17 protein-coding genes, 1 pseudogene and 1 other annotated feature are annotated in these 20,417 nt (G+C 51.5%); of the genes and pseudogenes, 6 read left to right on the forward strand and 12 right to left on the reverse strand.

From position 1 onward, the window contains the following. The first annotated feature begins 403 nt into the window (after positions 1–403). Both ACFQ03_RS09160 and mgtE read left to right on the forward strand, forming a co-directional pair. Positions 404–1,321, forward strand: a complete 918-nt coding sequence (locus ACFQ03_RS09160; RefSeq protein ID WP_379287617.1) for a phosphotransferase family protein — start codon at positions 404–406, stop codon at positions 1,319–1,321. A 261-nt stretch (positions 1,322–1,582) separates the two neighbouring features. Continuing rightward, positions 1,583–2,941 (forward strand): magnesium transporter, encoded by a 1,359-nt coding sequence (gene mgtE, locus ACFQ03_RS09165; protein WP_379287619.1) that lies wholly within the window; start codon positions 1,583–1,585, stop codon positions 2,939–2,941. A 181-nt stretch (positions 2,942–3,122) separates the two neighbouring features. Here mgtE and ACFQ03_RS09170 read toward each other — a convergent pair whose 3' ends face one another. Beyond that, entirely contained in the window at positions 3,123–4,298 is a 1,176-nt protein-coding gene (locus ACFQ03_RS09170) for an aminotransferase class I/II-fold pyridoxal phosphate-dependent enzyme (RefSeq protein WP_144940748.1), read from the reverse strand. A gap of 49 nt (positions 4,299–4,347) precedes the next feature. Beyond that, positions 4,348–4,588, reverse strand: a binding site (T-box leader). 222 nt (positions 4,589–4,810) lie between these two features. On the opposite strand from ACFQ03_RS09170, the gene ACFQ03_RS09175 reads away from it, so the two are divergent. Continuing rightward, positions 4,811–5,713: a TetR/AcrR family transcriptional regulator gene (locus ACFQ03_RS09175; protein ID WP_379287621.1), complete on the forward strand. Its 903-nt coding sequence runs from the start codon at positions 4,811–4,813 to the stop codon at positions 5,711–5,713. Between the two features lie 39 nt (positions 5,714–5,752). Here ACFQ03_RS09175 and ACFQ03_RS09180 read toward each other — a convergent pair whose 3' ends face one another. Then, positions 5,753–6,676 (reverse strand): MsnO8 family LLM class oxidoreductase, encoded by a 924-nt coding sequence (locus ACFQ03_RS09180; protein WP_379287624.1) that lies wholly within the window; start codon positions 6,674–6,676, stop codon positions 5,753–5,755. Between the two features lie 258 nt (positions 6,677–6,934). Next, positions 6,935–7,507, reverse strand: coding sequence for an AAA family ATPase (locus ACFQ03_RS09185; RefSeq protein ID WP_379287627.1), 573 nt, complete (start codon positions 7,505–7,507; stop codon positions 6,935–6,937). Between the two features lie 234 nt (positions 7,508–7,741). Between ACFQ03_RS09185 and ACFQ03_RS09190 the strand changes: the two genes are divergently transcribed. Further along, positions 7,742–8,401: an SIMPL domain-containing protein gene (locus ACFQ03_RS09190; RefSeq protein ID WP_379287629.1), complete on the forward strand. Its 660-nt coding sequence runs from the start codon at positions 7,742–7,744 to the stop codon at positions 8,399–8,401. A 9-nt stretch (positions 8,402–8,410) separates the two neighbouring features. Here ACFQ03_RS09190 and ACFQ03_RS09195 read toward each other — a convergent pair whose 3' ends face one another. From ACFQ03_RS09195 to ACFQ03_RS09215, 5 genes are all read right to left on the reverse strand, one after another. Continuing rightward, positions 8,411–9,211, reverse strand: coding sequence for an alpha/beta fold hydrolase (locus ACFQ03_RS09195; RefSeq protein WP_379287631.1), 801 nt, complete (start codon positions 9,209–9,211; stop codon positions 8,411–8,413). A gap of 148 nt (positions 9,212–9,359) precedes the next feature. Next, positions 9,360–11,225: an extracellular solute-binding protein gene (locus tag ACFQ03_RS09200; RefSeq protein ID WP_379287633.1), complete on the reverse strand. Its 1,866-nt coding sequence runs from the start codon at positions 11,223–11,225 to the stop codon at positions 9,360–9,362. A gap of 296 nt (positions 11,226–11,521) precedes the next feature. Further along, complete coding sequence (locus ACFQ03_RS09205) at positions 11,522–12,376, reverse strand: hypothetical protein (protein WP_379287635.1); 855 nt, start codon at positions 12,374–12,376, stop codon at positions 11,522–11,524. Positions 12,377–12,579: 203 nt separating this feature from the next. Next, positions 12,580–13,782 carry a D-alanyl-D-alanine carboxypeptidase family protein gene (locus ACFQ03_RS09210; protein ID WP_379287637.1) on the reverse strand — a complete coding sequence of 401 codons (1,203 nt, stop codon included), beginning with the start codon at positions 13,780–13,782 and terminating at the stop codon, positions 12,580–12,582. 344 nt (positions 13,783–14,126) lie between these two features. After that, a complete protein-coding gene (locus tag ACFQ03_RS09215) occupies positions 14,127–15,038 on the reverse strand; it encodes an NADP-dependent oxidoreductase (RefSeq protein ID WP_379287639.1) in 912 nt (303 codons plus the stop codon). Between the two features lie 77 nt (positions 15,039–15,115). Between ACFQ03_RS09215 and ACFQ03_RS09220 the strand changes: the two genes are divergently transcribed. Next, the gene (locus ACFQ03_RS09220; RefSeq protein ID WP_144940258.1) at positions 15,116–15,310 is read left to right on the forward strand and encodes a hypothetical protein; all 195 of its coding nucleotides are present in this window, start codon (positions 15,116–15,118) and stop codon (positions 15,308–15,310) included. 61 nt (positions 15,311–15,371) lie between these two features. Here the strand turns inward: ACFQ03_RS09220 and ACFQ03_RS09225 are convergent. After that, a pseudogene (locus ACFQ03_RS09225) lies at positions 15,372–16,519 on the reverse strand (MFS transporter). 158 nt (positions 16,520–16,677) lie between these two features. Here ACFQ03_RS09225 and ACFQ03_RS09230 point away from each other — a divergent pair. Next, the gene (locus ACFQ03_RS09230; RefSeq protein WP_379287642.1) at positions 16,678–17,553 is read left to right on the forward strand and encodes a LysR family transcriptional regulator; all 876 of its coding nucleotides are present in this window, start codon (positions 16,678–16,680) and stop codon (positions 17,551–17,553) included. A 505-nt stretch (positions 17,554–18,058) separates the two neighbouring features. Here the strand turns inward: ACFQ03_RS09230 and ACFQ03_RS09235 are convergent. From ACFQ03_RS09235 to ACFQ03_RS09245, 3 genes are read right to left on the reverse strand one after another with little or no spacing between them, the layout of a single operon-like run. Then, on the reverse strand, positions 18,059–18,364 hold the full coding sequence (locus tag ACFQ03_RS09235; RefSeq protein ID WP_379287644.1) for a hypothetical protein: 306 nt from the start codon (positions 18,362–18,364) through the stop codon (positions 18,059–18,061). Beyond that, positions 18,364–19,656, reverse strand: coding sequence for an aminotransferase class I/II-fold pyridoxal phosphate-dependent enzyme (locus ACFQ03_RS09240; RefSeq protein WP_379287646.1), 1,293 nt, complete (start codon positions 19,654–19,656; stop codon positions 18,364–18,366). The genes ACFQ03_RS09235 and ACFQ03_RS09240 overlap by 1 nt, the downstream gene beginning before the upstream one ends. A gap of 14 nt (positions 19,657–19,670) precedes the next feature. Continuing rightward, positions 19,671–20,228 (reverse strand): DUF1697 domain-containing protein, encoded by a 558-nt coding sequence (locus ACFQ03_RS09245; RefSeq protein ID WP_379287648.1) that lies wholly within the window; start codon positions 20,226–20,228, stop codon positions 19,671–19,673. Positions 20,229–20,417 lie beyond the last annotated feature (189 nt).

Genomic DNA, 20,417 nt, shown 5'->3' on the forward strand with positions numbered 1-20,417 from the left:
GAGATGTCGTCGAATCCTTCTTTAGAGGTTGCTTTTGATGCGATTCAGCCGGGCCTGTGCACAGGGCAGTCCAAGCTTGCATCGTATAAAAAGCTTCCTATTGAAGAAAACCCAAAGATGTCGTCGAATTCTTCTTTAGAGGCAGCTTTTGATGCGCATATGAGGCTTTCGGAAGGAAATTAATGCATTTATACTTTTATTTCTAACCATTTGTGGCTTCCGAGGCTCAATAAATGCGTCTGTACTCTTATTTCGTTACATTCGAGGTTTGTGACAGGAAATAAGTGTATTTTGACTCTTATTCCGTCATATTTTACGGCTTCGGCGCGAAATAAGTGTATTTAATTTTAACAACTGAATTGTGTCCAACGACACGATTTAATGAGAAAGCGAGGGGATAGCCATGGATTCGGGAAATGCGGAAGCGGAGATACAGCTAATATGGCAGGAACATCAATTGGGCGAAATCCAGCAGTTGATTCCGCTGCCCTGTCAGGGGAATCAAAGGTTTGTCGTTAACGGCAGCCATATAGTTCATCTTTCTGCAGGGGACTCGGCCGTGAACGGTTTACGCTCGGAAGCGGAAGCTTATCGGATCCTGGCCTCGTCTTTGCCGGTGCCCGAAATGGTGCTCTATGACGAAAGCCGCCAGGTGATTCCCCGCAGCTTTCTGATAACGATATGCCCGCCCGGATCCCCGGTAAGCGAAAGCTGGCCAGGTCTGGAAATGCAAGACCGGGAGCGGCTGGCCATGGAAGCAGGCAGGCATCTCGCCATACTGCATGGTCATTCTCTGCCGGGCTTCACTTCCAGACAGATTAATGGCCTGTCTGACGGTTACCGATACATTCAGGATCAGTTTCGCCGAATAGCCCGGCGGGCGATTAATGCCGATGCTATAGAGAAGTCGACCGTTGCCCGAATCAAAGCGGTGCTGGATCACCTGCGCCCCCTATTTGAACGGGTGAAGGCGGCTTCCTTCCTTCATGGCCACTTTCATATGGGGCAGCTGTGGCAGCATAATGGATGGATTACGGGATGGATTGGTTTCGAATTCGCCCATTCAGGAGACCCCGTCTTCGATTTTCGAACGGAGGATCGACTGGAATCCGACTGCCCGGGAAGCCTATCGCCTTTTTATAAAGGGTACACCCAAGTGCAGACCCTGGATACGTCATTCGCCCTGAAGCGTTCTTTTTGCAAGCTGTTATTTAATTTAGAATCGTTTACCGCACGAAGTGCAGAATATGGTGGGACAGGTGAAGAAAATAGGACTAAGCTTTCACAGCTTCTTCGTTCATTGGAACTAAATCCTGGTTGATTGCTCTGTATAGTCTCCTCCCTCTCCCCCCTCTTCTTACTCCGTCGTTCGCTTCCTATTGCCCATTCCGGGATAAATAATTCCAAGATCTGTGTGGAATAATGAGGATGAACATCCAATTTTACACATCCTTTAATCTCATTGCGTCCGATGGCCGTCATCGGGCGTCGCATTGTGCGTTCTGGAGCTGTGTTGCCGTGGTGGAATCCTCCGTTAGAACAGGTCCGATCCGTTACAGATATATCGAAAAGAGGTGTAGCCATGGTTATGCAAATGACTGAAGACCAACTTACCCTGCTTATTATCAAGCACCTGAAAGAACAAAACCGCGAGACGTTCCAAACGATTATCGACGAACTGCAGCCCTATGACCTGGCTGTTCTTTATAAAAATCTTCCTGACAAGCATCATACGAAATTTCTGCTCTTCTTGACTCCCGAGCAAATTGCCGCACTTATTCAAGAGCTGGATGCCAAGGCACAAATTGAAATTTTACAAAAACTCGGAGTCGACAAGCTGCCAACCGTTATGGATTTGATGCAAAATGACGATCTGGCGGACTTGCTGGGCAAGCTGTCCGTAGATAAAATCGAGGAAATCCTCGCCGTCATGAAGGAAGAAGAACAGCAGTCCGTTAAAAATCTGATGAAATATCCTCCGGAAACGGCCGGGGGAATTATGACAAACCGTTATGTTTGGATTCAGAAGCATTTTACGGTGCGGGAAGCGATCGACAAGCTGAAAATTTTCGCCGAATTGGCCGAAAACCTATACTATCTGTACGTCCTGGACAGTCAGAAAAAATTGGTCGGCGTCGTTTCGTACCGGGATTTGCTGCTTTCGGACATCGACCAAAAAATAGACGATATCATGTTCACCAGAGTTATCTCGGTCAACGTTCATGCCGACCAGGAAGAAGTCGCCCGGCTCATCGAGCGTTATGACTTTATTTCCGTTCCGGTCGTGGATGACGAGGAGCGCCTGGTAGGAATCGTAACGGTTGACGATGTCATTGACGTTTTTATCCAGGAAGCCAACGAGGATTTAGGCAAATTCGCAGCTTCCGGCAAAACGATCGATTTCGATACCGGGGCCATAACCGCTTCTATCCGCAGGCTGCCGTGGCTCATTCTGCTGCTCTTCCTCGGATTGGTATCGGGCAGTATTATAAGCGGATTCGAGGAAACATTGCAGAAGGTAGTCGCTCTCGCCTTCTTCATGCCCATGATTGCCGGAATGACGGGGAATACGGGAACCCAATCGCTCGCTGTCGTAGTGCGTGGTCTGGCCTCTCAGGATTTAGACCGACGAGCCGTTATTAAGCTGATTTCCCGTGAATTCGGAGTCGGACTCATAATCGGAACGACCTGCGGACTGTTAATTGCCGGAATCGCCTATTTCTGGCAGGGCAGCCCCATTCTCGGCTTGGTCGTGGGAAGCTCCCTGTTCCTGACATTGATTATCGGAACACTGGCCGGCACGGTGATCCCGCTCATTCTCTATCGCTGCAAGGTAGATCCGGCGGTCGCCTCGGGACCACTTATTACAACTTTGAACGATATTTTTTCGTTAACCGTCTATTTTGGTACGGCTTCGATGTTTATCAGCTATTTAATGTGAGACGTACTTTTTACGGGCTGTTATGCAGCCGGGGACTTTTATCATCCACATAAAACAGTGTTGACGAAGTCTTATTAATTGCGGCAATAACCGTCCGGGGAATTATATCCGGACGGTTTGTTGTCTGCGCTGTCCTCACTTTCCGCCCCGTTGTGTTATACGGAAACTATGAGCTAATTTGTCACCGGATCGCCCGGATAAATCGTTCCATTCTCGTCAAGGCCTCCTGAAGCTGAATCACGGAAGTGGCATAGGAACATCGGATGAAGCCTTCCCCGCCTAGACCGAACGCAGAGCCGGGTACCGTAACGACCTTGGCCTCGGCGAGCAGACGATGGGCGAATTCCTCGGAGCTGAGCCCCGTTTCCGCTATGGACGGAAAAGCGTAGAACGCCCCGTTCGGCTCGTGACAAGGCAATCCGATCTCCCGCAGCCCTTGAACGATCATTCTTCGCCGCCGATTGTACGATTCCATCATGCGGTCCTTTTCCTCCAGACCGTTCCGCAGTGATTCTATGGCCGCGATCTGTCCCAATATCGGGGCGCACATTATCGTGTATTGATGAATTTTCGTCATTGCGGCGATAAGCTCCGGATGGCCGCAGACATATCCCATTCTCCAGCCGGTCATGGCGAAGGCCTTGGAGAATCCGCTGACCAGAAGGGTTCTATCCTTCATCCCCGGCAGGGATGCGAAGCTGACATGCTTGTTGTCATAAGTCAGTTCGGCGTAAATTTCATCCGAAATGACGATCAGATCGTGCTCTTCAACGATTTTCGCGATTGGCAGCCAATCTTCATAAGTCATTATTCCTCCGGTCGGGTTGTTCGGATAGCAGACGACCAGCACCTTGGAGCGAGGAGTGATTTTGCTCTTCAGCCCCTCGGCCGTAAGCTTGAAGCCATCCTTGGCAAAGGTCTCTATCTCAACAGGAACGCCTCCTCCGAGTGAAGTAATCGGCGAATACGAAATGTAGCAAGGGACCGGAATCAAGATTTCATCGCCTTCCGTCACCAATGCCCTCAGCGCCAGATCGATCGCTTCACTACCGCCGACCGTCACCAGCACCTCATTGGCCGGCTCGTATTTGACCTGGAATTGATTATATAAGTAATTGGCAATCTCTTCCCTGAGCTCGGGCAGTCCGGCGTTCGGAGTGTAGGTTGTTCTTCCCCTTTCCAATGCCCGCACGCATTCCTCCCTAACCAACGCCGGGGTGACGAAATCCGGCTCCCCTACTCCGAGCGAAATGACATCCTTGCTGCCCTCAACCAAATCAAAAAATTTGCGGATGGCTGAAGGAGGAATACTCCGCACAGCCGGGGATAAATACTCGTTCATGGATCGATTTGTCATGGGACGCTCCTCCTTAATGAATTCCAGAAAATAAAAAAGCCCGCCCCTGTCAAGGGACGAGCGAAATACCCGTGTTACCACCCTAGTTTCACGACAAAACGTCATGACACTCTGCAACGTATCCATCAATACGCGTTCCCTGTAACGCTGGACCTGCGGCAGAGCTTACTTCACTTTCAGCCTGCTTCTCGGAGACGGCATTCAGCTAAAATCCGAACGTTGGTTCTCAGCTCCCCCAACTCTCTGCAGGATCGGATCGTTAACTTACTCTTTCTCTTCATCGAATTTGAACTATGCGATCGATTGATATGTTCCCCATTATAATTAGGGGCCGTTCATAATGCAAGACATATTTTTCAAAAAATACACGTACGAAAGCCGAAACGAAGTCATTACCGGAGATTGAACAAACGATTGGCGGGACAGGGCGTTTGACAATCCGGCGGATGCTCAGTTACTATGGGTTCAAACCAAGCCACAGAACGGATCTCTTTTCGGAGGGGATGGACACCGTGCGGGACAAAGCGCCGGATAAGAAGCAGCAGATTCTTGTATCTGCCATGAAGCTTTTCGCAACACAAGGATATTTACAAACAACGATGCAGGAAATTGCCCAGTACTGCAGCATGTCCAAGGGAAGCATTTATTTGCATTTTTCCTCCAAGGAAGAACTGCTGATGGACATTTACAAGTACTACTACAGACTCAGTGACGAACGAATGCAGTGGATTGAGCGGGATACGCGGCTGGCCCCACAGGAACGGCTGCTCAAAAAAATCGAGGTTCATTTAATGATGTGGCTCGATTACCCCGAATTCGTCACTCTCCAGATTCGGGAAAATCCCGGCTTTACGAACGAGAAAATCAAGCAGTTTTTGCGCGAGGTCCATACCAAAACGATTAAAGAGCTGCGCGAATCCTTAATCGAGGTTTATGGGGAATCCTTCGCCCGCTATGCGCTGGATGCTTCGGTGCTCATGGGGGGGATAATCTCCACCCTGATGGGGCTTAAGATGTTGGCTAATATTGAGCTTAAGGTCGATCAAATCAGCCGTTATATTCTGAACAGCGTTGATTATGTTGCCAGGGGCATGCTCAAAGACTTGCCTGAGCCCCTGATTTCGGAAAGCAACTGGCCGCAGATTTTCGAGGCACTGTATAAAGATGGAGCCTGCGCTCCCCCTCCCCTGCTTCTTATACAGAATTTGCGCAATGATCTCGCTAATGCGCAGATTGACCCGGAGGAACGCCAGGATGCCCTGGACTCCCTGAGTATACTGGAACAGGAGCTGTTGGCAAGCCGGCCCCGGCGGGTCGTTCTTCGCGGAATGCTGGCCAATCTTCAGCATCTGGAGGCGGTCCGGGAACCAATCAAACCATTGGTGCAATGGATTAATCAAGTTCATGGACTGTGAAAAAAGTCGGCCATCGTATAAAGTGCCTGTCAAATGGATTTAAAGACAGGCCTCCGCCAACAGCTTGTAGGAATGCAGACGGCTTTCGTAGTCCCCTGTCAGCGTGACGACAAGAAATTCCTCTACCCGGTATCGGTCCCGATACTGCAGCAGCCCCGCCTTCACTTGCTCAGGCGTTCCGATTAATGCTTGATGTTCCCGGGCAGCCCCATCCTTGGGCAACTCTTTAGGCTCAAACCGGGCCCTCCCTTCGGCCGCCAGCCGATAAGCCTTCTCCTCGGTTTCCGCACAGATTATGCTGACGGCTGCCATCGCGCGAGGTTCCGGGGTAAGAGAAGACGGCTGGAACTCCTTCCTGTAGGTAGACAATACTTCTTCCCCATCCCGATCGCTCATGAAATGACCGAATACATATCCGGCTCCGAGCTTGGATGCATAGGCAGCGCTGCGGTGGTTCGTGCCAAGCATCCATATTTCCGGCGGAGAAGGCGGAATCGGGCGTGCGGTAACCGATTGCCCGTCCAACCGATAGCGGTCCGTCAGCAGCTCGGCCAGAGCCTCGAGCGTTTCCGGCATCTTTCTGACATTTTCCAGAAAATTGCCGCTCAAGGCGATGCTCACATGAGCCGATCCCCCGGGCGCCCGGCCGATTCCCAGGTCTATCCGTCCGGGGCACAATGCGGCCAGAAGCCGGAAGGTCTCCGCCACTTTCATCGGCGAATAATGCGGCAGCAGAAGCGCTCCCGATCCGAGGCGAATCCGATGTGTCCGCGCTCCAATATAGGCCAGCAGCACTTCGGGCGCCGGGCAGGCCAAATGGGGGAGATCATGATGCTCCGCCGCCCAGTAACGATGATACCCTAGCTGTTCCGCCGTTCCTGCAAGCTCGGCCGCCTGTTTCAGAGCCGTTGCCGAATCGGCGTCTCCCAGGACAGGAACCAGATCCAGTACACTTAGCTTCACTATCACTCACTTCTTTCTGCGGATGGATGTGATCATTGGGATAAACTTGTCCATGCCAATGCGCGAAAAACTTGCTAACCCCATTTTATCACAGTCTGAAAGGAACTCCTCATTTGCGGAATATGGCGCGGGATATTCACCATTATTTAATGACATTAATTATTAATTATATAAATGTTTAACCTGACTAATTCGGCGCTGACCAACGTAACCCGCTTTATGCCTACCTTGCGGTTTAAGGTCTCCTGGCCGTTATCTTTACTTGATCCGGGCAAGAGTCCACGCCTTTTCCAGAATCTCATTCACCGTTTCCTCCGGCGTCAGATCCGAGCTATCCAGCCACCATCCGATTCGCGGGGTTTCTTTGATGAGCACATCATTCAGTCCGGAAATAGTCCAGGAGCCGGGGCCATAGCCTTTCTTGGGGCGAGCGGCTTCTCTACGGGCTACCGTTTCCATATTCGGATTCAAAACAATGACGAATAAAGGACGGCTCTGGATCCAATCCACTAACCGTTCGAGGCTTGGGCCCACGATAACATCTTGCACGACAACGGCGAAGCCGGCCCTGCAATATTCGTCCGCGGCGGAGGCGGCAATTCGGTAGCGCAAATTCAATTGATTCACCGCTTCTTCCGTAGCGTCCGGCAGCATCTCTTCCCGCCCGGAAACGATCATTCGACGGAAGGTATCCCCCCGGAGATGGACCCCTCTGGCAAAGCGTTCGGCGAGCTGTTGGGCGACGGTGGATTTGCCGGAAGCCATTATTCCGCTTATCAGAAAAATACCCTGCTCCAACGCTTCAAGCGGGGCAATACGATCGTCTTTCATGCGGTTATCCTCCTACCAAGATGGATTTTATTTTTCCAACTGCATCGCTAAACCAAACATTATCCTAGTACGATTGGTTTTTTGGGAGTCCAGACGGTGCTGCCTGTTTCAAATGGCCGGAAATTTCGTTGAACTATGTCTCGGCAAGAATCTTCCCGGCCAGTTTCCCATACATTTAAGGTAAATTCTCCTCTAGCCCAAAGCTTTCTATACTGATAAGAAAGGAGTCCGGCCATGTATGGTTATCCAATGAACAAGTTCCCGTTCCGCACTCCGTCCCCGTCCGTAATCGAAGTGCTGGGGGAAGGAGCGCTGCAAGCTCCTCCCGATCAGGCCTTGATCGTGTTGGGGGCCGTATCGGAAGGCCCCGTCCTGCAGACGGTCCAGTCCGAGAATGCCGGTAGAGTAACGAACATCATCCAGGCCCTGCAGCAGCTCCAAATCCCCCAGCAGAAAATCCAGACGTCCGATTACCGGATTGAAGCCCAATACGATTATCCGGAGGGCCAGTCCGTCTTTCGGGGGTATAAAGTGACCCATCTTCTGCAAATCAGTACCGGGAAAGTGGAGCAAACAGGAGCTATTGTTGACACCGCCGTAGCTCATGGAGCCAACATCGTCACCGGCATCCGATTCACCCTGGCTCATCCCGAAAGGTACAGTAACGAGGCTCTTTCGTTGGCCGTTCGCGACGCCCGGCGCAAGGCGGCGGCACTGGCCCGTGCACTGGGGGTCTCCCTTGCCGCAGTACCCGGTAAAGTTCAGGAGCTCTCACGCTCCGTTGAACCTCTCTTCTATCAAGCCCCCATGCTTGCGGAAAGTGCGGCCACTCCCATCCAGCCCGGAGAGTTGACGGTCCGGGCATCGGTTAGAGTGTGGTATTCATTCGCTTGAGGCACCGGATCAGTGATCGCTGCGCGCCCCTCTTTGTCCATTCAGCGGGCGGGCTCCCTCCGGCAAGTCCGTGTCCGTCATCCAGGCTTCCAAAATTTGATTGAACAGACCGGGGGCGGCAAGAGAAATGCCGTGTCCGATTCCAGGAACGGTATAAGCCGCGCAGTAATCGTTACTTTCGGCTAGGGCAGCGGCGGATTGGAGAATCGCTTTTTTCTCCCTTCCTCCGGCCAAGATGAGAATCTTGGCATGGCTCTGCCCGAAGCCCGGCGGAATTCGGTAGGACATGTTTTCCTCAAGAATGCGAAGAAGAGTGTCCGTGCTCATGCTGCTGGATTCCTTATAATACGCTTCAAATTGCTCTTCGCCTACATACAGTGCTTTGGCCTGGAGCTTGGCGAATCTTCTGTTTTTGGCGAGCGGCATCGATAGTTTAGTCATGGGTCTAAGGAAAGGACGAATAGACTTCATCGGAATGACAAGCGCACTGTTAATCACCGCATAATCGGCAATTTCGGGCTGCAAACTAAGGACCTCAAACGCTATTTGCGCCCCGAGAGAGAAGCCGGCAAGAGTCACCTCCCGACCGTTTCTTTTATTTTGAATGATTTCTATGATCTGTCGGGCTGTATCGTTAATCGATTGAAACGGGATGTCTCTGCTCTTTCCATGGCCGGGAAGATCGGGGACCACCCGATAACAATTTTGAAAATAATCCACCTGCCGGCCCCACATCCAGCCGCTGACTCCTCCGCCATGGATCAATACAAGCATGGGAGAATCCCGGCTCCCCTCTTCCTTCACAAACATCTCTCCGGCCTCCTCGCCTTTTTGTTCATTTTACCATATAGACATCCCGGACAGCGCAGAATGCAAGGCCGGCTGGCTGATTGATATAACAGAATGATTTTCTAAGCAGAAAGAAGAGGCGTCCTCTCAGACGCCCCCTAACTCTTCCTCATTCAGACAGCAGCGCCTGGAGCTCGGCCATCATCCGCCGATAGGTGTCGGATTTCTTCATTTCTTCGATGTGACGGTCCCAATCTTCAAGCGTCGCCTTTCCGATGATGACATGAACCTTCAGCTTCTCCAGCTCTTCATTCATTTGGATATACTCCTTGTTGCGAAGTACACGGTCGGCTTTGGGCAGCGTTTTCCGTTCATATGAAGCTTGGCGCCAATCGGCAACCGTTTCCTCATACCGTTGTCGGACGGCATCGGGAAGCTGTTGGACCGGGCTTCCGAAGGACTGCAGCAGATCTGTGCTTCCGAACAAATTCGCAACCGCGGAGCGGTCTGCTTCTTCCATTCCGGGGACTCGTTCCCATTCCCCGGATTGCTGCATGGCTAATCCTTGATCCAGCCACTCCAAAATTTTCATGGCCTTGTCATGAGGAACCGTGCGCGGAATAATATATGTGCCCGAACCTTCCGCATTCCATGGAGCGACCGGCTCCGTCGTCTCGGTTCCAAGGGAAGGCAGTGGAACCCAAATCGGAGCCCACTTGTCCGTAAGGTCCGAATCCGCCATTAGCGCGGCCGCCTGATCGAGCGTCAAAGCCGCTGCTCCGGCCCGGTTCTGCAGCAATCGCTCGGTGACATGCTCATCCTTTACAATGGGAGCCTCCGGATCCAGCACTCCATTCTCATAAGCACGGGCGAGCCAGCCCAGCGCCCGCCGCTCGCCGGCTTCCGCCGCTGCATCCAGCACCTCTCCATTCTTCACGGCAAAACGAGCCGGGCTCCCGGTATAGACCTGCTCCACCCAGGTGAAGGAACCAAGTCCGTTAACGGTCAACCGACCTGTCAGACCAACGGTGTTGTCCTTTCCGTCACCGTCGGGATCGGTTTTGGCAAATTTCCAAAGCACCTCATATAGCTGATCCATCGTTCTCGGAGTGGCTAAACCGAGCCTGTCCAGCCAATCCTGGCGAATGACCGGGAAAGCGGCATTCTGGGAGTCGAATGGCCGAGGGATGCCATATACCCGGCCGTCTATCGTTCGTACAGAGTGCGATTCGCTCTCGGCCAGCGCCCGAAGCCTCGGGAAGTCCTCCAGCAAATCCGTAAGATCGGAAGCGATCGAGCGAAACAGCTCATCATCATAATCATACGGCCGCGCGATCAGCATCAAATCGGTCGGATCGCCGGCGGCAATCATCAGGTTCACCTTCTCCCTGTAATGATCGGGCGGAATTAAGGTGAAGCGGATATCTGTCCTCATCTCCCGCTTCATATAATCGAGCAAACGTTCCGGCGTGCCGTATCCCCCGCTGTCCGCCCGGGTCCCCACGCTGAAGGCTATCCGGGCATCCGGATCTCTGACCGTCACCGATCGGTCCGCAGCATTCCACAGCACCTCCAGCCCGCTCATCTCCGCCGCCGGACGAAGAGGAATCCAGAGCAGTCCTTCGTCCAGGTAAGGGGCTTCCGGAAGGGTGTACACCGTACTTCCTTCTCTCACCGCCTCCTGGCGACCTACCCAATACTTAAGCGTCGGGCCTGCCGGGCGGCTGGCCGTCAAAGCGGCCTCGGCGTCGTCCCATTCCAGCCGATATCCGAGCCCCTCCAGCAGAGCCCGGGCCGGAACCATCATCGTATCGCCCACCAGCACCGGAGGATTCGACAAATTCACCATGACGCCTTCGAATGTCAGATGGAAGCCGGGAATTTTATCCGTCGTCCCCTGTGCGGCCGGGCCGCTCCCCGTATAGGCTTCCGCTGCCGCCGGCGCCGCTTCTGCCCATGCCGCTGCGGAGCTGATTAATGTGGTGGCTGCGGTTACGGCCAGCGCGGCTCTCCGCCGTTGTTTTTTTCTCCTCATACCTGTTCCTCCTTTTCTTATGACCCGTCTCCGCTTCTAATGGCAGCGATCTTTTCTCAGGTCATCTATCCATTGCTTCATTGCAGCGAATTTGCTGTATAAAATCTATTAATCCCTTAATCCAGTTAATTCTAGGACCTTCGTAGTTCATCCATACGGCCGCCATGCCGGTCCAATATGTATTGCAAAATATTTCCGACATGTTCAAGTGTGTCTTGTTTCCTCCCTTCCGGACATTCCTCGCCTGCAAGAGCCCTTCTATGCGTGTAAACGTCCGGAATATTCCATTCTCTTCTTCACAATTTGCGCAAAACCATCCACCACTTGCTGTCGTATGCCTCCAACTTTACTTCTTCCAATCCCAGATTCGCTTCCTGTATCCATTCCCTGGCCAGCTGAATGTAGGCGCTGTGAAATTCCGAGGAATAACCCAGTTTTTCGTAACCTTCATGCGTACAATTATCGAAAATCATGTACCCTCCCGGCTTTAACAATTTCCCCAAAGTCTCGATGATGCCGATAAAGCCCCCGTATGCCGCATTTTTTAGTTCCCCCCGGTTGTGATAGGCCATCACGGCTTGCAGCATCTGAGGCTCTATCGTCCACCAATTGCTATTTACTGTATCGATTCCCTCTTGGTTTGCTATGATCGTCTGAATAATATCATTGACGGCATGGTGAAGGGATACAACATCGAAGGATCCTTCCGGATAATAATCCAAAATATGAATGCCGTCATCCTGGATTACCCGAATGTCGATCCGTAAGCTTGCCGTCTTCCTCATAAAATTTTCGGATAATTCCTTGTTTAGATTAGCGGTAACATATTTCGCGACACTGGAATAGGCATCCAATGCTTTAGGAATATAAACCGTGTCCCCCGCAGCGATTTCAAAAAGCATACCATCGGCAGGTACCTGCAATCGGTCAAACAGATTAAACCACGAGGCCGTGTAAAATAATTCAAACAGCTCATGGCCCATTTCCCCGGATAACCGGATGGGAACTTGGATTACTTGCTTGAATTCCCTCTCGATCTCCGCAGCGGTCATCCCGCCCAAACGTAAAGCCACATCTTCCGGAAAATGCTTTTCCAGATGCTGCTTGAACTTCCCTGTCTCCACTTGTTTGGCAAGCTCGCTCAAATTCATTTTTTTATCACTCCATGCCAAGAGGATTTGCGAATGACGAAAATAACAAATCAAAGGGACTCCTGTGTCTGTGAAACCGCTATTTCGCCACCGATGAGTTTAACATACCATAAATTGACATGATGCTGTTCTATTTTTTTTGAGAAATAAAAAAGCAGCCTCCCCCTTTTGCAAGAGTTCGCTGCAGCTATCGAAAACACGGACTATAGAGCATTTTTTCTCTTTATTCTTTTCCTCAAGATCAGGAATACGAGTGTGATGAAAATGGTTAGGACAAAGGTGGTGCCGGTGCCAAGCTTGTAGGGAACCGCCTTTTTCTCTATCGAGGCGCCTTCCGGGTTATCCTCCTGCTGCTTCTCGGAACTCCTATTCCTGGAAGCTGCCGCAGCGATCGACTCCAAATCTTCGGTATACAGGTTCTGTCCTTCCAGGCTTGATACGACCATTTGTCCCGAGGCATCGTTGATTTGGATAACGAAATTTTCATCCTTCCTGCTTGTGAAGACCAGCTCCTCCGGAATGACATAGCGGTCCAGATAAGTCTGGAAGAGGGAAGGATTCAAGACAACCCGGTTTGTCCGGAATTGTTCAAAGCCGTAATTGAACAAGGCTTCCATATCGCTATAGGCGAATTCGGATGAAGCGGCTTTCAAGGTTACGGCAATCCATTCGGAGTCCCCTCTCTTAACGGAGGCTACTAATGTATGGCCGGACTCGTCCACATACCCGTTCTTCACTCCAGTGGTTCCCTCATACCGCCATAGAAGCTTGTTATGATTGTAAATGGTCGTTTTCCAGCCTTCCCCGTTCCACCCCAGCTCCTTCGTTCCAACTATGGAGCGAAACTGCGGATTTTGCATGGCATACTGCGTAATTAGCGCCATGTCGCGTGCGGTCGTTTGGTGATTTTCATTGAACAGGCCGTGCGGATTTTGGAAGGTGGTGTTCGTAACCCCAATCTTGTCGCGGACAAACTCGTTCATCCGTTCGGCAAACTTCGCTTCGCTGCCGTCAAAATATTCCGCTATCGCGGTAGCGGCATCATTGCCTGAATTGATCAGCATTCCCTGCACCAGTTTCAATAGCGGAACCTGCTCTCCTTCCAGCAAGTATACCCGGGTCCCTTCTACATTGCGGGCTGCTTCGCTAACCGTTACCATATCCTCCAAATTCCCGTTCTCCAAAGCGATAATACCGGTGACGATTTTCGTGATGCTCGCCGGGTACATCGGACGGTCGCTGTCTTTCTCATACAAGACCTGGCCGGTAGTTCCGTCTATTAAAATAACCGCTTCACTATGAAGCGTTACAGGCTTCTCTTCTTCCATGGCGTATGCTGTATTTTGGAAAGGGGTCATTAACGGCATTAATAATAAAAGAATCAGGGCATAGAAAATAGGTTTCATTGCTTTCTTCCTTTTCTTTATCTTAAACGTAGATAACGTTAACAAATAGAGCTCTCCATTCCATCAAGAAAACCATTTGCCGTTCATCCTCGAAATATATCGGAAACATTAACTTTTTGAAAAATGATATCAAAACAAGCATGCAAATTCAAACCGACACGAAAAAAAGAAAACGCTCCTGCTCTAAAGTGCAGGAAACGTCTTCTTTTGGACGATCCATGACGCGTGCCTTTCCCGGGAAACCAACGGTTATCGTAACCCTTTGGCCTGCAGAGACCGTTTCGTCGTGCATCTCTACCGTTTGTTTGACAAGCGAGAGCCTCCAAAACCGCTGCCCATCCCCTCTAGCCGATCGTCAGGACTATCTTCCCGCGAACGTGGCCGCTCTCAACCTGCCGGTGAGCAGCAGCGGCCTGATGCAGCGGATATTTGCCTGAGACATGGACAAACAGCTTGCCTTGAACATACAGGCCGACAAGCTCGGCCAGCCGTGCGGCAGACCGCTGGCTGCGGATGCCGCGCACGCCCAGCCGCTCCGCAAGGGCATGGTCGACAATCGTGCCGATGCGGTTCTTGCTGTGCACCAGCTCCACCGATGCATGGAGCGCCTCGCCTCCGATGGCATCGAAGGCCGCATCCACTCCGTCCGGTGCCAGCGCCCGCACCCTGGCGACCAGACCGTCACCATAGGTGACGGGAATCGCGCCCAGCGAGCGGAGATAGTCGTGGTTGCGCTCACTGGCGGTGCCGATCACGGTCGCGCCCCAGGCCTTGGCCAGCTGCACCGCCATAGTACCTACTCCACCTGCCGCCGCATGAATCAGTACCGTGTCGCCCGGCCCCACTTCAAGCTCCCGCAGCGCTGTATACGCGGTCTGGCCGGAGGCGGACAGGACGGCGGCTTCCTCCCAGGGCATGCCCTGCGGCTTGAGGACGAGCTGATCGGCAGGGACGACGACATATTCGGCATAGCATCCCAATATCCGGTAGCCCAGCACTTCATCACCGATGGAGAAGCCGCTGACCCCCTCCCCGGTTTGATCCACCACACCCGCGAATTCATTGCCCGGAATCTGCGGGAACTTCACGGAGGCGCCCGGTGGCTGCCAGCCGGTTCGCACCGCAGTATCGAATGGCTGCACGCCAGCCGCCTTAACGTGAACCCGGACCTGGCCGGGACCCGCATGCGGCGCCTCTAAATCCACAAGCTGCAGAACCTCCGGAGGGCCGAAGGAATGAAAAGCCGCTGCCTTCATCTTTGTTCCCCTCCCTCTGATCTAATATAAAGCCGCTTCACACGGAGATTTCTTCCCACACTCAGGGCAGCTGAGGAATGTCTAAATTCACACAGGGCCATGTTCTATCCATCCTTTCATCTGTCTATTTTGCTTATAATCCTCTGGCAGCTTCCAGCTTCCGCTGGGCTGCGCTGACAAGTTTCATTAATCCGTCTCTTCCCGATCAGAAAGTGATGACGACCTACGATCACATCTATGGTAATATCCGTATTACCCAAGAACCCAGTTGATTGCGAACAAAGCTTACAGCCATTTGAAACGTTTGTCGTAGACATTGAATTCTCCCCGATTCTAGCCTTCCGCCATACCTCCTGCCAGACTTCGCCGCTTTCTCGCCTCCCTGTCGAATTGCAGATAATACAACACAATAATTCCCGTATACCCAACCGCCAGGAAAAAATAAATGTTGCTGAAAACAAACGCATTAGAATAAGCGTTTATCGGATTGAAGGCGACGATGGGGCCATGGTCCATCACTTTGCTGTACATGACAGCGGCGACGGAACCCGCCATAAAATTCTTCCCAGCAAGGCGGAAGAAATGGCAGCCGGAAACATGGCGAGCCCGATCGCTCCCGGGACCAAATGATAAACATTGGAAAAAAGCTGCGGACTTAGAAAAGGAAAGGAGTAGCCAATCCCTCCCGCCAGAAAGGCCATTACCAAGCCAAGCGAGTAGCTTCTATTCTTGAACAGATGAGGCCGGACAAAAGGTTCCGCCGTATAGCGGATTCGCGCTATAAATAACAAGAAGCCTATTAAGCCGGCGGCTGCCAATCCGCCCTTTTCATATGTGACGGCCAGAAGCAGCAGGGCGACGGCTCCGGCCAACAAGCTTCCCCCCAGCCCGTCGTATTTTCCCTTCTTCCTCTCCTCATCACCTAAATATTTGCGAAATAAAGGCAGCATAGGCAAAACCAGCAGCGGCATGCAGAACAGCCACCGCCAATGAACCAGACTGACGACAAGTGCAGAGACGACCGGTCCAACGGCGCTGCCGAGCGCCAGTCCTGCGGCGGATAGCCCTAAGGCTCTCCCACGGGTTTCCGGGGGAAAGTACCGGCTGGGGATGATCATGGCGGCAGCAGGAATGACTGAAGCGCCAACGGCCTGCAAAACCCGGCCCAGAAGCACCATCCAGTAGGCTTGGGAAGCCAGGCCAATCATGGAGCCGACCGCGAAAAAAATCAACCCGAAGGTCAGCAAATGCTTGAGCTTATAAATATCGGCCAATTTCCCGTAGGTCACCGAGCCTATGGCATAGGTAAGCATATAGGCGGAAGAGACCCAGCTCACCTGCGCATAGGTCAGATGAAAGTCCAGGCGGATTTCGGGAAGTACGATGTTGAACATAGTTGCGCTCATCACTGTAAGAACCAAAGTGACGGCAAGAATACGCATCAGGCTCTCTCCGGCTTTCTGCGGTCTGCCGCTCTCCATTTTTTCCTCTCCTTTCCCATCCGGTCCAACCCAACTGCTTATAAATTGCCGATTGTCCTCCGGCAGAATTCATTCTACAATGAGTAATACATAAAGAAAAATACTATTTTATTTATGCATATATATACTGAAGTATATGAATGGAGGACCAATGGGCTATGGAATTACTGCAGCTACACTATTTCCGCACCGTCGCCAGACTCGAGCATATGACCCGGGCGGCCCAGGAGCTTCATATTGCTCAACCCGCATTAAGCAAGACCATCTCCCGGCTGGAGGAGGATTTGGGCGTCCCGCTGTTTGACCGTCAAGGGCGGCAAATTCGGCTTAATGCATACGGCAAAGCATTTTTGAAGAAAGCGGAGGCCGCGTTATCGCTGCTGGAAGAAGGAAGAAGAGAAGTCGCCGATCTGGCGGGTATGGAGCACGGCAGCATTTACTTGGCGACATCGACCCTCAACCGGCTGTCCGAGCCGATAGGCGCATTCCTGGCTCAATACCCGAAGGTCAACTTTCGCATTACCCAAGCCTCCATGGAAGATATGGGGCAATTGATTGAGAATGGCGAGGTCGATTTTGGTTTTACCGCGATGCCGATTGAACAGCCTGGAATTTGTGCTCTTCCTGTGTTGAATGAGGAGGTTTACTTGGCCGTGCCTAGCGGGCACCGATTGGCGGAGCGGGACAGCATCTGCTTGAGCGAGGTGGCCCATGAGCCATTCATCGGCTATAAGGAGGGGTATCCGTTTCGAAAGATGAATGATGCATTCTGCCGGGCCGCGGGATTTCGTCCTAACGTCGTGTGCGAAGTTGACGAACCGACCGCTATCGGCAACCTGGTTCGGGCCGGACTCGGCGTCGCTTTCGTCGGTGCTTGCAAAGGGGACGCGGAAACACCTTTAATTAAGCTTCGTATCGACCGTCCTGTTTGTCAGCGCACCTTCCATATCGCTTGGCTGGAAAACCGCTACCTTTCCCGGGCGGCCCTACAATTCCGGGACTTCCTTGTCCGGCATTTTGCCAAACTGCAATAACTTCGCAACGATTCTTTGTCGAAAAGCTCGGTAACGTATCCAACTCTTTCGTCATGGACGTCTAACTGGATTTCATACAGCTAGTTTGTTCCTCTGAGGGCGAAAGACGGAAACTAAGTGGAAAACCTGCAGCTAGTTTGCGCTCAAAAGGCGATTTCAGCAAAAAAACTCGATTCTAAATGGAGTTTTTCCATTTACTTCAATCACTTTCTGCCATTCGCTGGAATCTAACTGTATAGAATACAGTTAAGTCGTTTTTTCCAATTAGACGCGCCATTCCCGCTTGCAACGGCACCAGAAGAAAATGAAAATAGACGGATTTTCAAAGTAGAAAGCGATAGTTTGTGCAGGATCTATATCCAAACTTATATTTCATCAGCCAGTCACATCAAACCTTTGGACCAATTTCGCTCTGCGAAAGTGAAAGTTTTTAAGCCAATAGGAACTCTTATGTGGCAAAAAAATAAAAACACCTGCCTCAGCGGCAGGTGTTGTCGTATATCGGCTAAAGCTCTTTTGCGGACAATTTTTTGTAGACTTCAATAAGCATGTCAGGATTTTCCCTAATATAGAAGGTCCGGACTCCATTCTTTGTGTGCAAATATAAAAAACCAATCGCCCCCTCCTCCCGGTGATTGCGGAAAAAGGAGATGTCGAAAACATCATGAAGCGGAAATCTTTCCCGTCTGACTGTGATTTCGTCTTCGTAAAGCTTCATTTCATAGGAGGCTTCGGTGATGATTTCCTCTATCCCCCGGATTTCCCTGCGGATTTCAATACAGGTCTGAACGGCCAGAGCTTCTCCGGACATTACTTGGACCCATCCTTCAACAGCTTGTTAATAGACACTAACTGAACACATAGGCACAGCACTTGAATAGCAGTCGTCAGCTCTTCCATAGACGGATACGAAGGGGCGAGACGTATGTTCCGGTCACGGGGATCTATACCGTATGGATAGGTGGCTCCTGCCTTGGTCAGCACGACTCCCGCGCCGGCTGCCATCTCGACCACCGCTTTGGCGCAGCCGTCCAATGTGTTCAGACTGATAAAATATCCTCCTTGAGGCCGGCTCCAGGAAGCTATCGATTTACCGCCCAATTCGGAATCGAGGATTTCAAGCACCCGCTCAAATTTGGGCCGCAGGATAGCCGCGTGTCTGGCCATATGCTCCATGATTCCATCCAAGCTCTTAAAAAAGCGGACATGCCGAAGCTGATTAATCTTGTCGGGGCCGATGGTTTCTGCGGAAAGAAGCTTCCTCGTCCAATCCAGGTTCCCTTGACTGGATGCCATCATGGCTACGCCGGATCCCGAGAAGCTGATCTTCGATGTAGATCCGAACAGGAAAACCCTATTCGGATTACCGGCTTCTTTACATGCCGTCAAAATGTTCTTCAGCGATGCGGGCCGATCGGTTAAGTGATGTACGGCATAGGCGTCATCCCAGAAAATTCGAAAATCGCCGGCCTTCGTCTTCATCGAGGCCAGCCGGTCGACCACTTCATCCGAATACGTGATCCCCTCCGGATTGCTGTATCTGGGCACACACCATATTCCTTTGATTGCTTCGTCCTCGCTCACGAGCCTCTCTACCGTATCCATATCCGGCCCGTCCGGCAGCATGTCTATCGTTATCATTTCGATGCCGAACAGCTCACAGATAGCAAAGTGCCGGTCATACCCCGGTGCGGGGGCCAGAAATTTGACAACAGGCAGCTTGGCCCACGGAATTTCACTGTCGCATACTCCATGCAGCATAGCTCTAGCTATCGTATCATGCATCATATTGAGGCTGGAGTTCCCGCCTATGATGATTTCCTCCGGATGAACCTCCAGCATTGGGGCGAACAACTCCTTCGCCTCGGGAATCCCCTCCAAGCCCCCATAGTTACGGGTATCTACACCATTCTTGGCCAGAAAATCATCCCCGGAGCGGATCAGACCCAGCATTTCGTTAGCCAAATCCAGTTGTTCGGGACTAGGCTTCCCTCTGGACATATCCAGTTTCAGCTTTTGGCTACGGAACCGGTTATACTGCTCTTGCAGCCGGAAACGGTATTCGTGTAATTCCTCTGTGCTCAACGTATGGAAATCACTCATTGTCGTGTCCCTCCTTATCCTTTGCTCCTTAAGCTTTCGGCCATTGCTACAAGCTTTTTGACTGTGGCCCAGTTGCGTGTCGTAGCCGCCAGACCAAGCTTTTTCTCGAGAAAATTATTGGAAAACAGAGATTTCCCGTAGCCTTTGCGGCATAGAATGTAAACTTCCCGGGTGCGGAGACGATAATCATCTATTTCATTTTTATAAGACAATAACCGATCCTTGGCTTCTTGCGCCGGTTCCCCACTAAGAAAGCTGACATACACCTTCTCATCCGGAGTGAGGGAAGGCAGGTCATAAGGGTTCCGTTCCACAACCTCCTTCAACTCCTCCATCGTTCTTAGAACTACGGTAACCTCATAACCAAGTTCCTCCTGGAGCCGGCTTTCGATTTTATGGACCCGGACCTCGCTTTCCTCCTCCACCGCTAGAAAAACAACATTCCCGCTTTGTATATAGGTTTGCACATTTTGAAAGCCTAACGATTCGAAAATAGCGGACAACTGATCCATCTTTATAATCTTCTGCCCGCTGACGTTAATTCCCCGTAATAAAGCAATGCAGATTGGCATATTCCCGATTTCCTCCCTTATGACGGCCGGTTCGTGCTCTTTCTGATTATATAAAATGTAACATGTTTTCACGAGCTGTGCATACTAAATTTTCCCAGAGCAGGTGGCCCTCTCCTGTTACATATAAAGAATTCCAGACAAGGCCATTTTCTCCCACAAAGAAAAGCAGTCCCGCGATGGGAACTGCTT

Origin of the sequence: Paenibacillus residui, from assembly GCF_042677205.1 — a bacterium.
Classification (GTDB): Bacteria; Bacillota; Bacilli; order Paenibacillales; family NBRC-103111; genus Paenibacillus_L; species Paenibacillus_L residui.

What these genes read in the sequence shown, in the direction of transcription:
- ACFQ03_RS09160 (WP_379287617.1), top strand. Translation starts at nt 404, where the DNA reads ATGGATTCGGGAAATGCGGAAGCGGAGATACAGCTAATATGGCAGGAA.
- mgtE (WP_379287619.1), top strand. Translation starts at nt 1,583, where the DNA reads ATGGTTATGCAAATGACTGAAGACCAACTTACCCTGCTTATTATCAAG.
- ACFQ03_RS09170 (WP_144940748.1), bottom strand. Translation starts at nt 4,298, where the DNA reads ATGACAAATCGATCCATGAACGAGTATTTATCCCCGGCTGTGCGGAGT.
- ACFQ03_RS09185 (WP_379287627.1), bottom strand. Translation starts at nt 7,507, where the DNA reads ATGAAAGACGATCGTATTGCCCCGCTTGAAGCGTTGGAGCAGGGTATT.
- ACFQ03_RS09190 (WP_379287629.1), top strand. Translation starts at nt 7,742, where the DNA reads ATGTATGGTTATCCAATGAACAAGTTCCCGTTCCGCACTCCGTCCCCG.
- ACFQ03_RS09195 (WP_379287631.1), bottom strand. Translation starts at nt 9,211, where the DNA reads ATGTTTGTGAAGGAAGAGGGGAGCCGGGATTCTCCCATGCTTGTATTG.
- ACFQ03_RS09200 (WP_379287633.1), bottom strand. Translation starts at nt 11,225, where the DNA reads ATGAGGAGAAAAAAACAACGGCGGAGAGCCGCGCTGGCCGTAACCGCA.
- ACFQ03_RS09205 (WP_379287635.1), bottom strand. Translation starts at nt 12,376, where the DNA reads ATGAATTTGAGCGAGCTTGCCAAACAAGTGGAGACAGGGAAGTTCAAG.
- ACFQ03_RS09210 (WP_379287637.1), bottom strand. Translation starts at nt 13,782, where the DNA reads ATGAAACCTATTTTCTATGCCCTGATTCTTTTATTATTAATGCCGTTA.
- ACFQ03_RS09215 (WP_379287639.1), bottom strand. Translation starts at nt 15,038, where the DNA reads ATGAAGGCAGCGGCTTTTCATTCCTTCGGCCCTCCGGAGGTTCTGCAG.
- ACFQ03_RS09220 (WP_144940258.1), top strand. Translation starts at nt 15,116, where the DNA reads ATGTCTAAATTCACACAGGGCCATGTTCTATCCATCCTTTCATCTGTC.
- ACFQ03_RS09230 (WP_379287642.1), top strand. Translation starts at nt 16,678, where the DNA reads ATGGAATTACTGCAGCTACACTATTTCCGCACCGTCGCCAGACTCGAG.
- ACFQ03_RS09235 (WP_379287644.1), bottom strand. Translation starts at nt 18,364, where the DNA reads ATGTCCGGAGAAGCTCTGGCCGTTCAGACCTGTATTGAAATCCGCAGG.
- ACFQ03_RS09240 (WP_379287646.1), bottom strand. Translation starts at nt 19,656, where the DNA reads ATGAGTGATTTCCATACGTTGAGCACAGAGGAATTACACGAATACCGT.
- ACFQ03_RS09245 (WP_379287648.1), bottom strand. Translation starts at nt 20,228, where the DNA reads ATGCCAATCTGCATTGCTTTATTACGGGGAATTAACGTCAGCGGGCAG.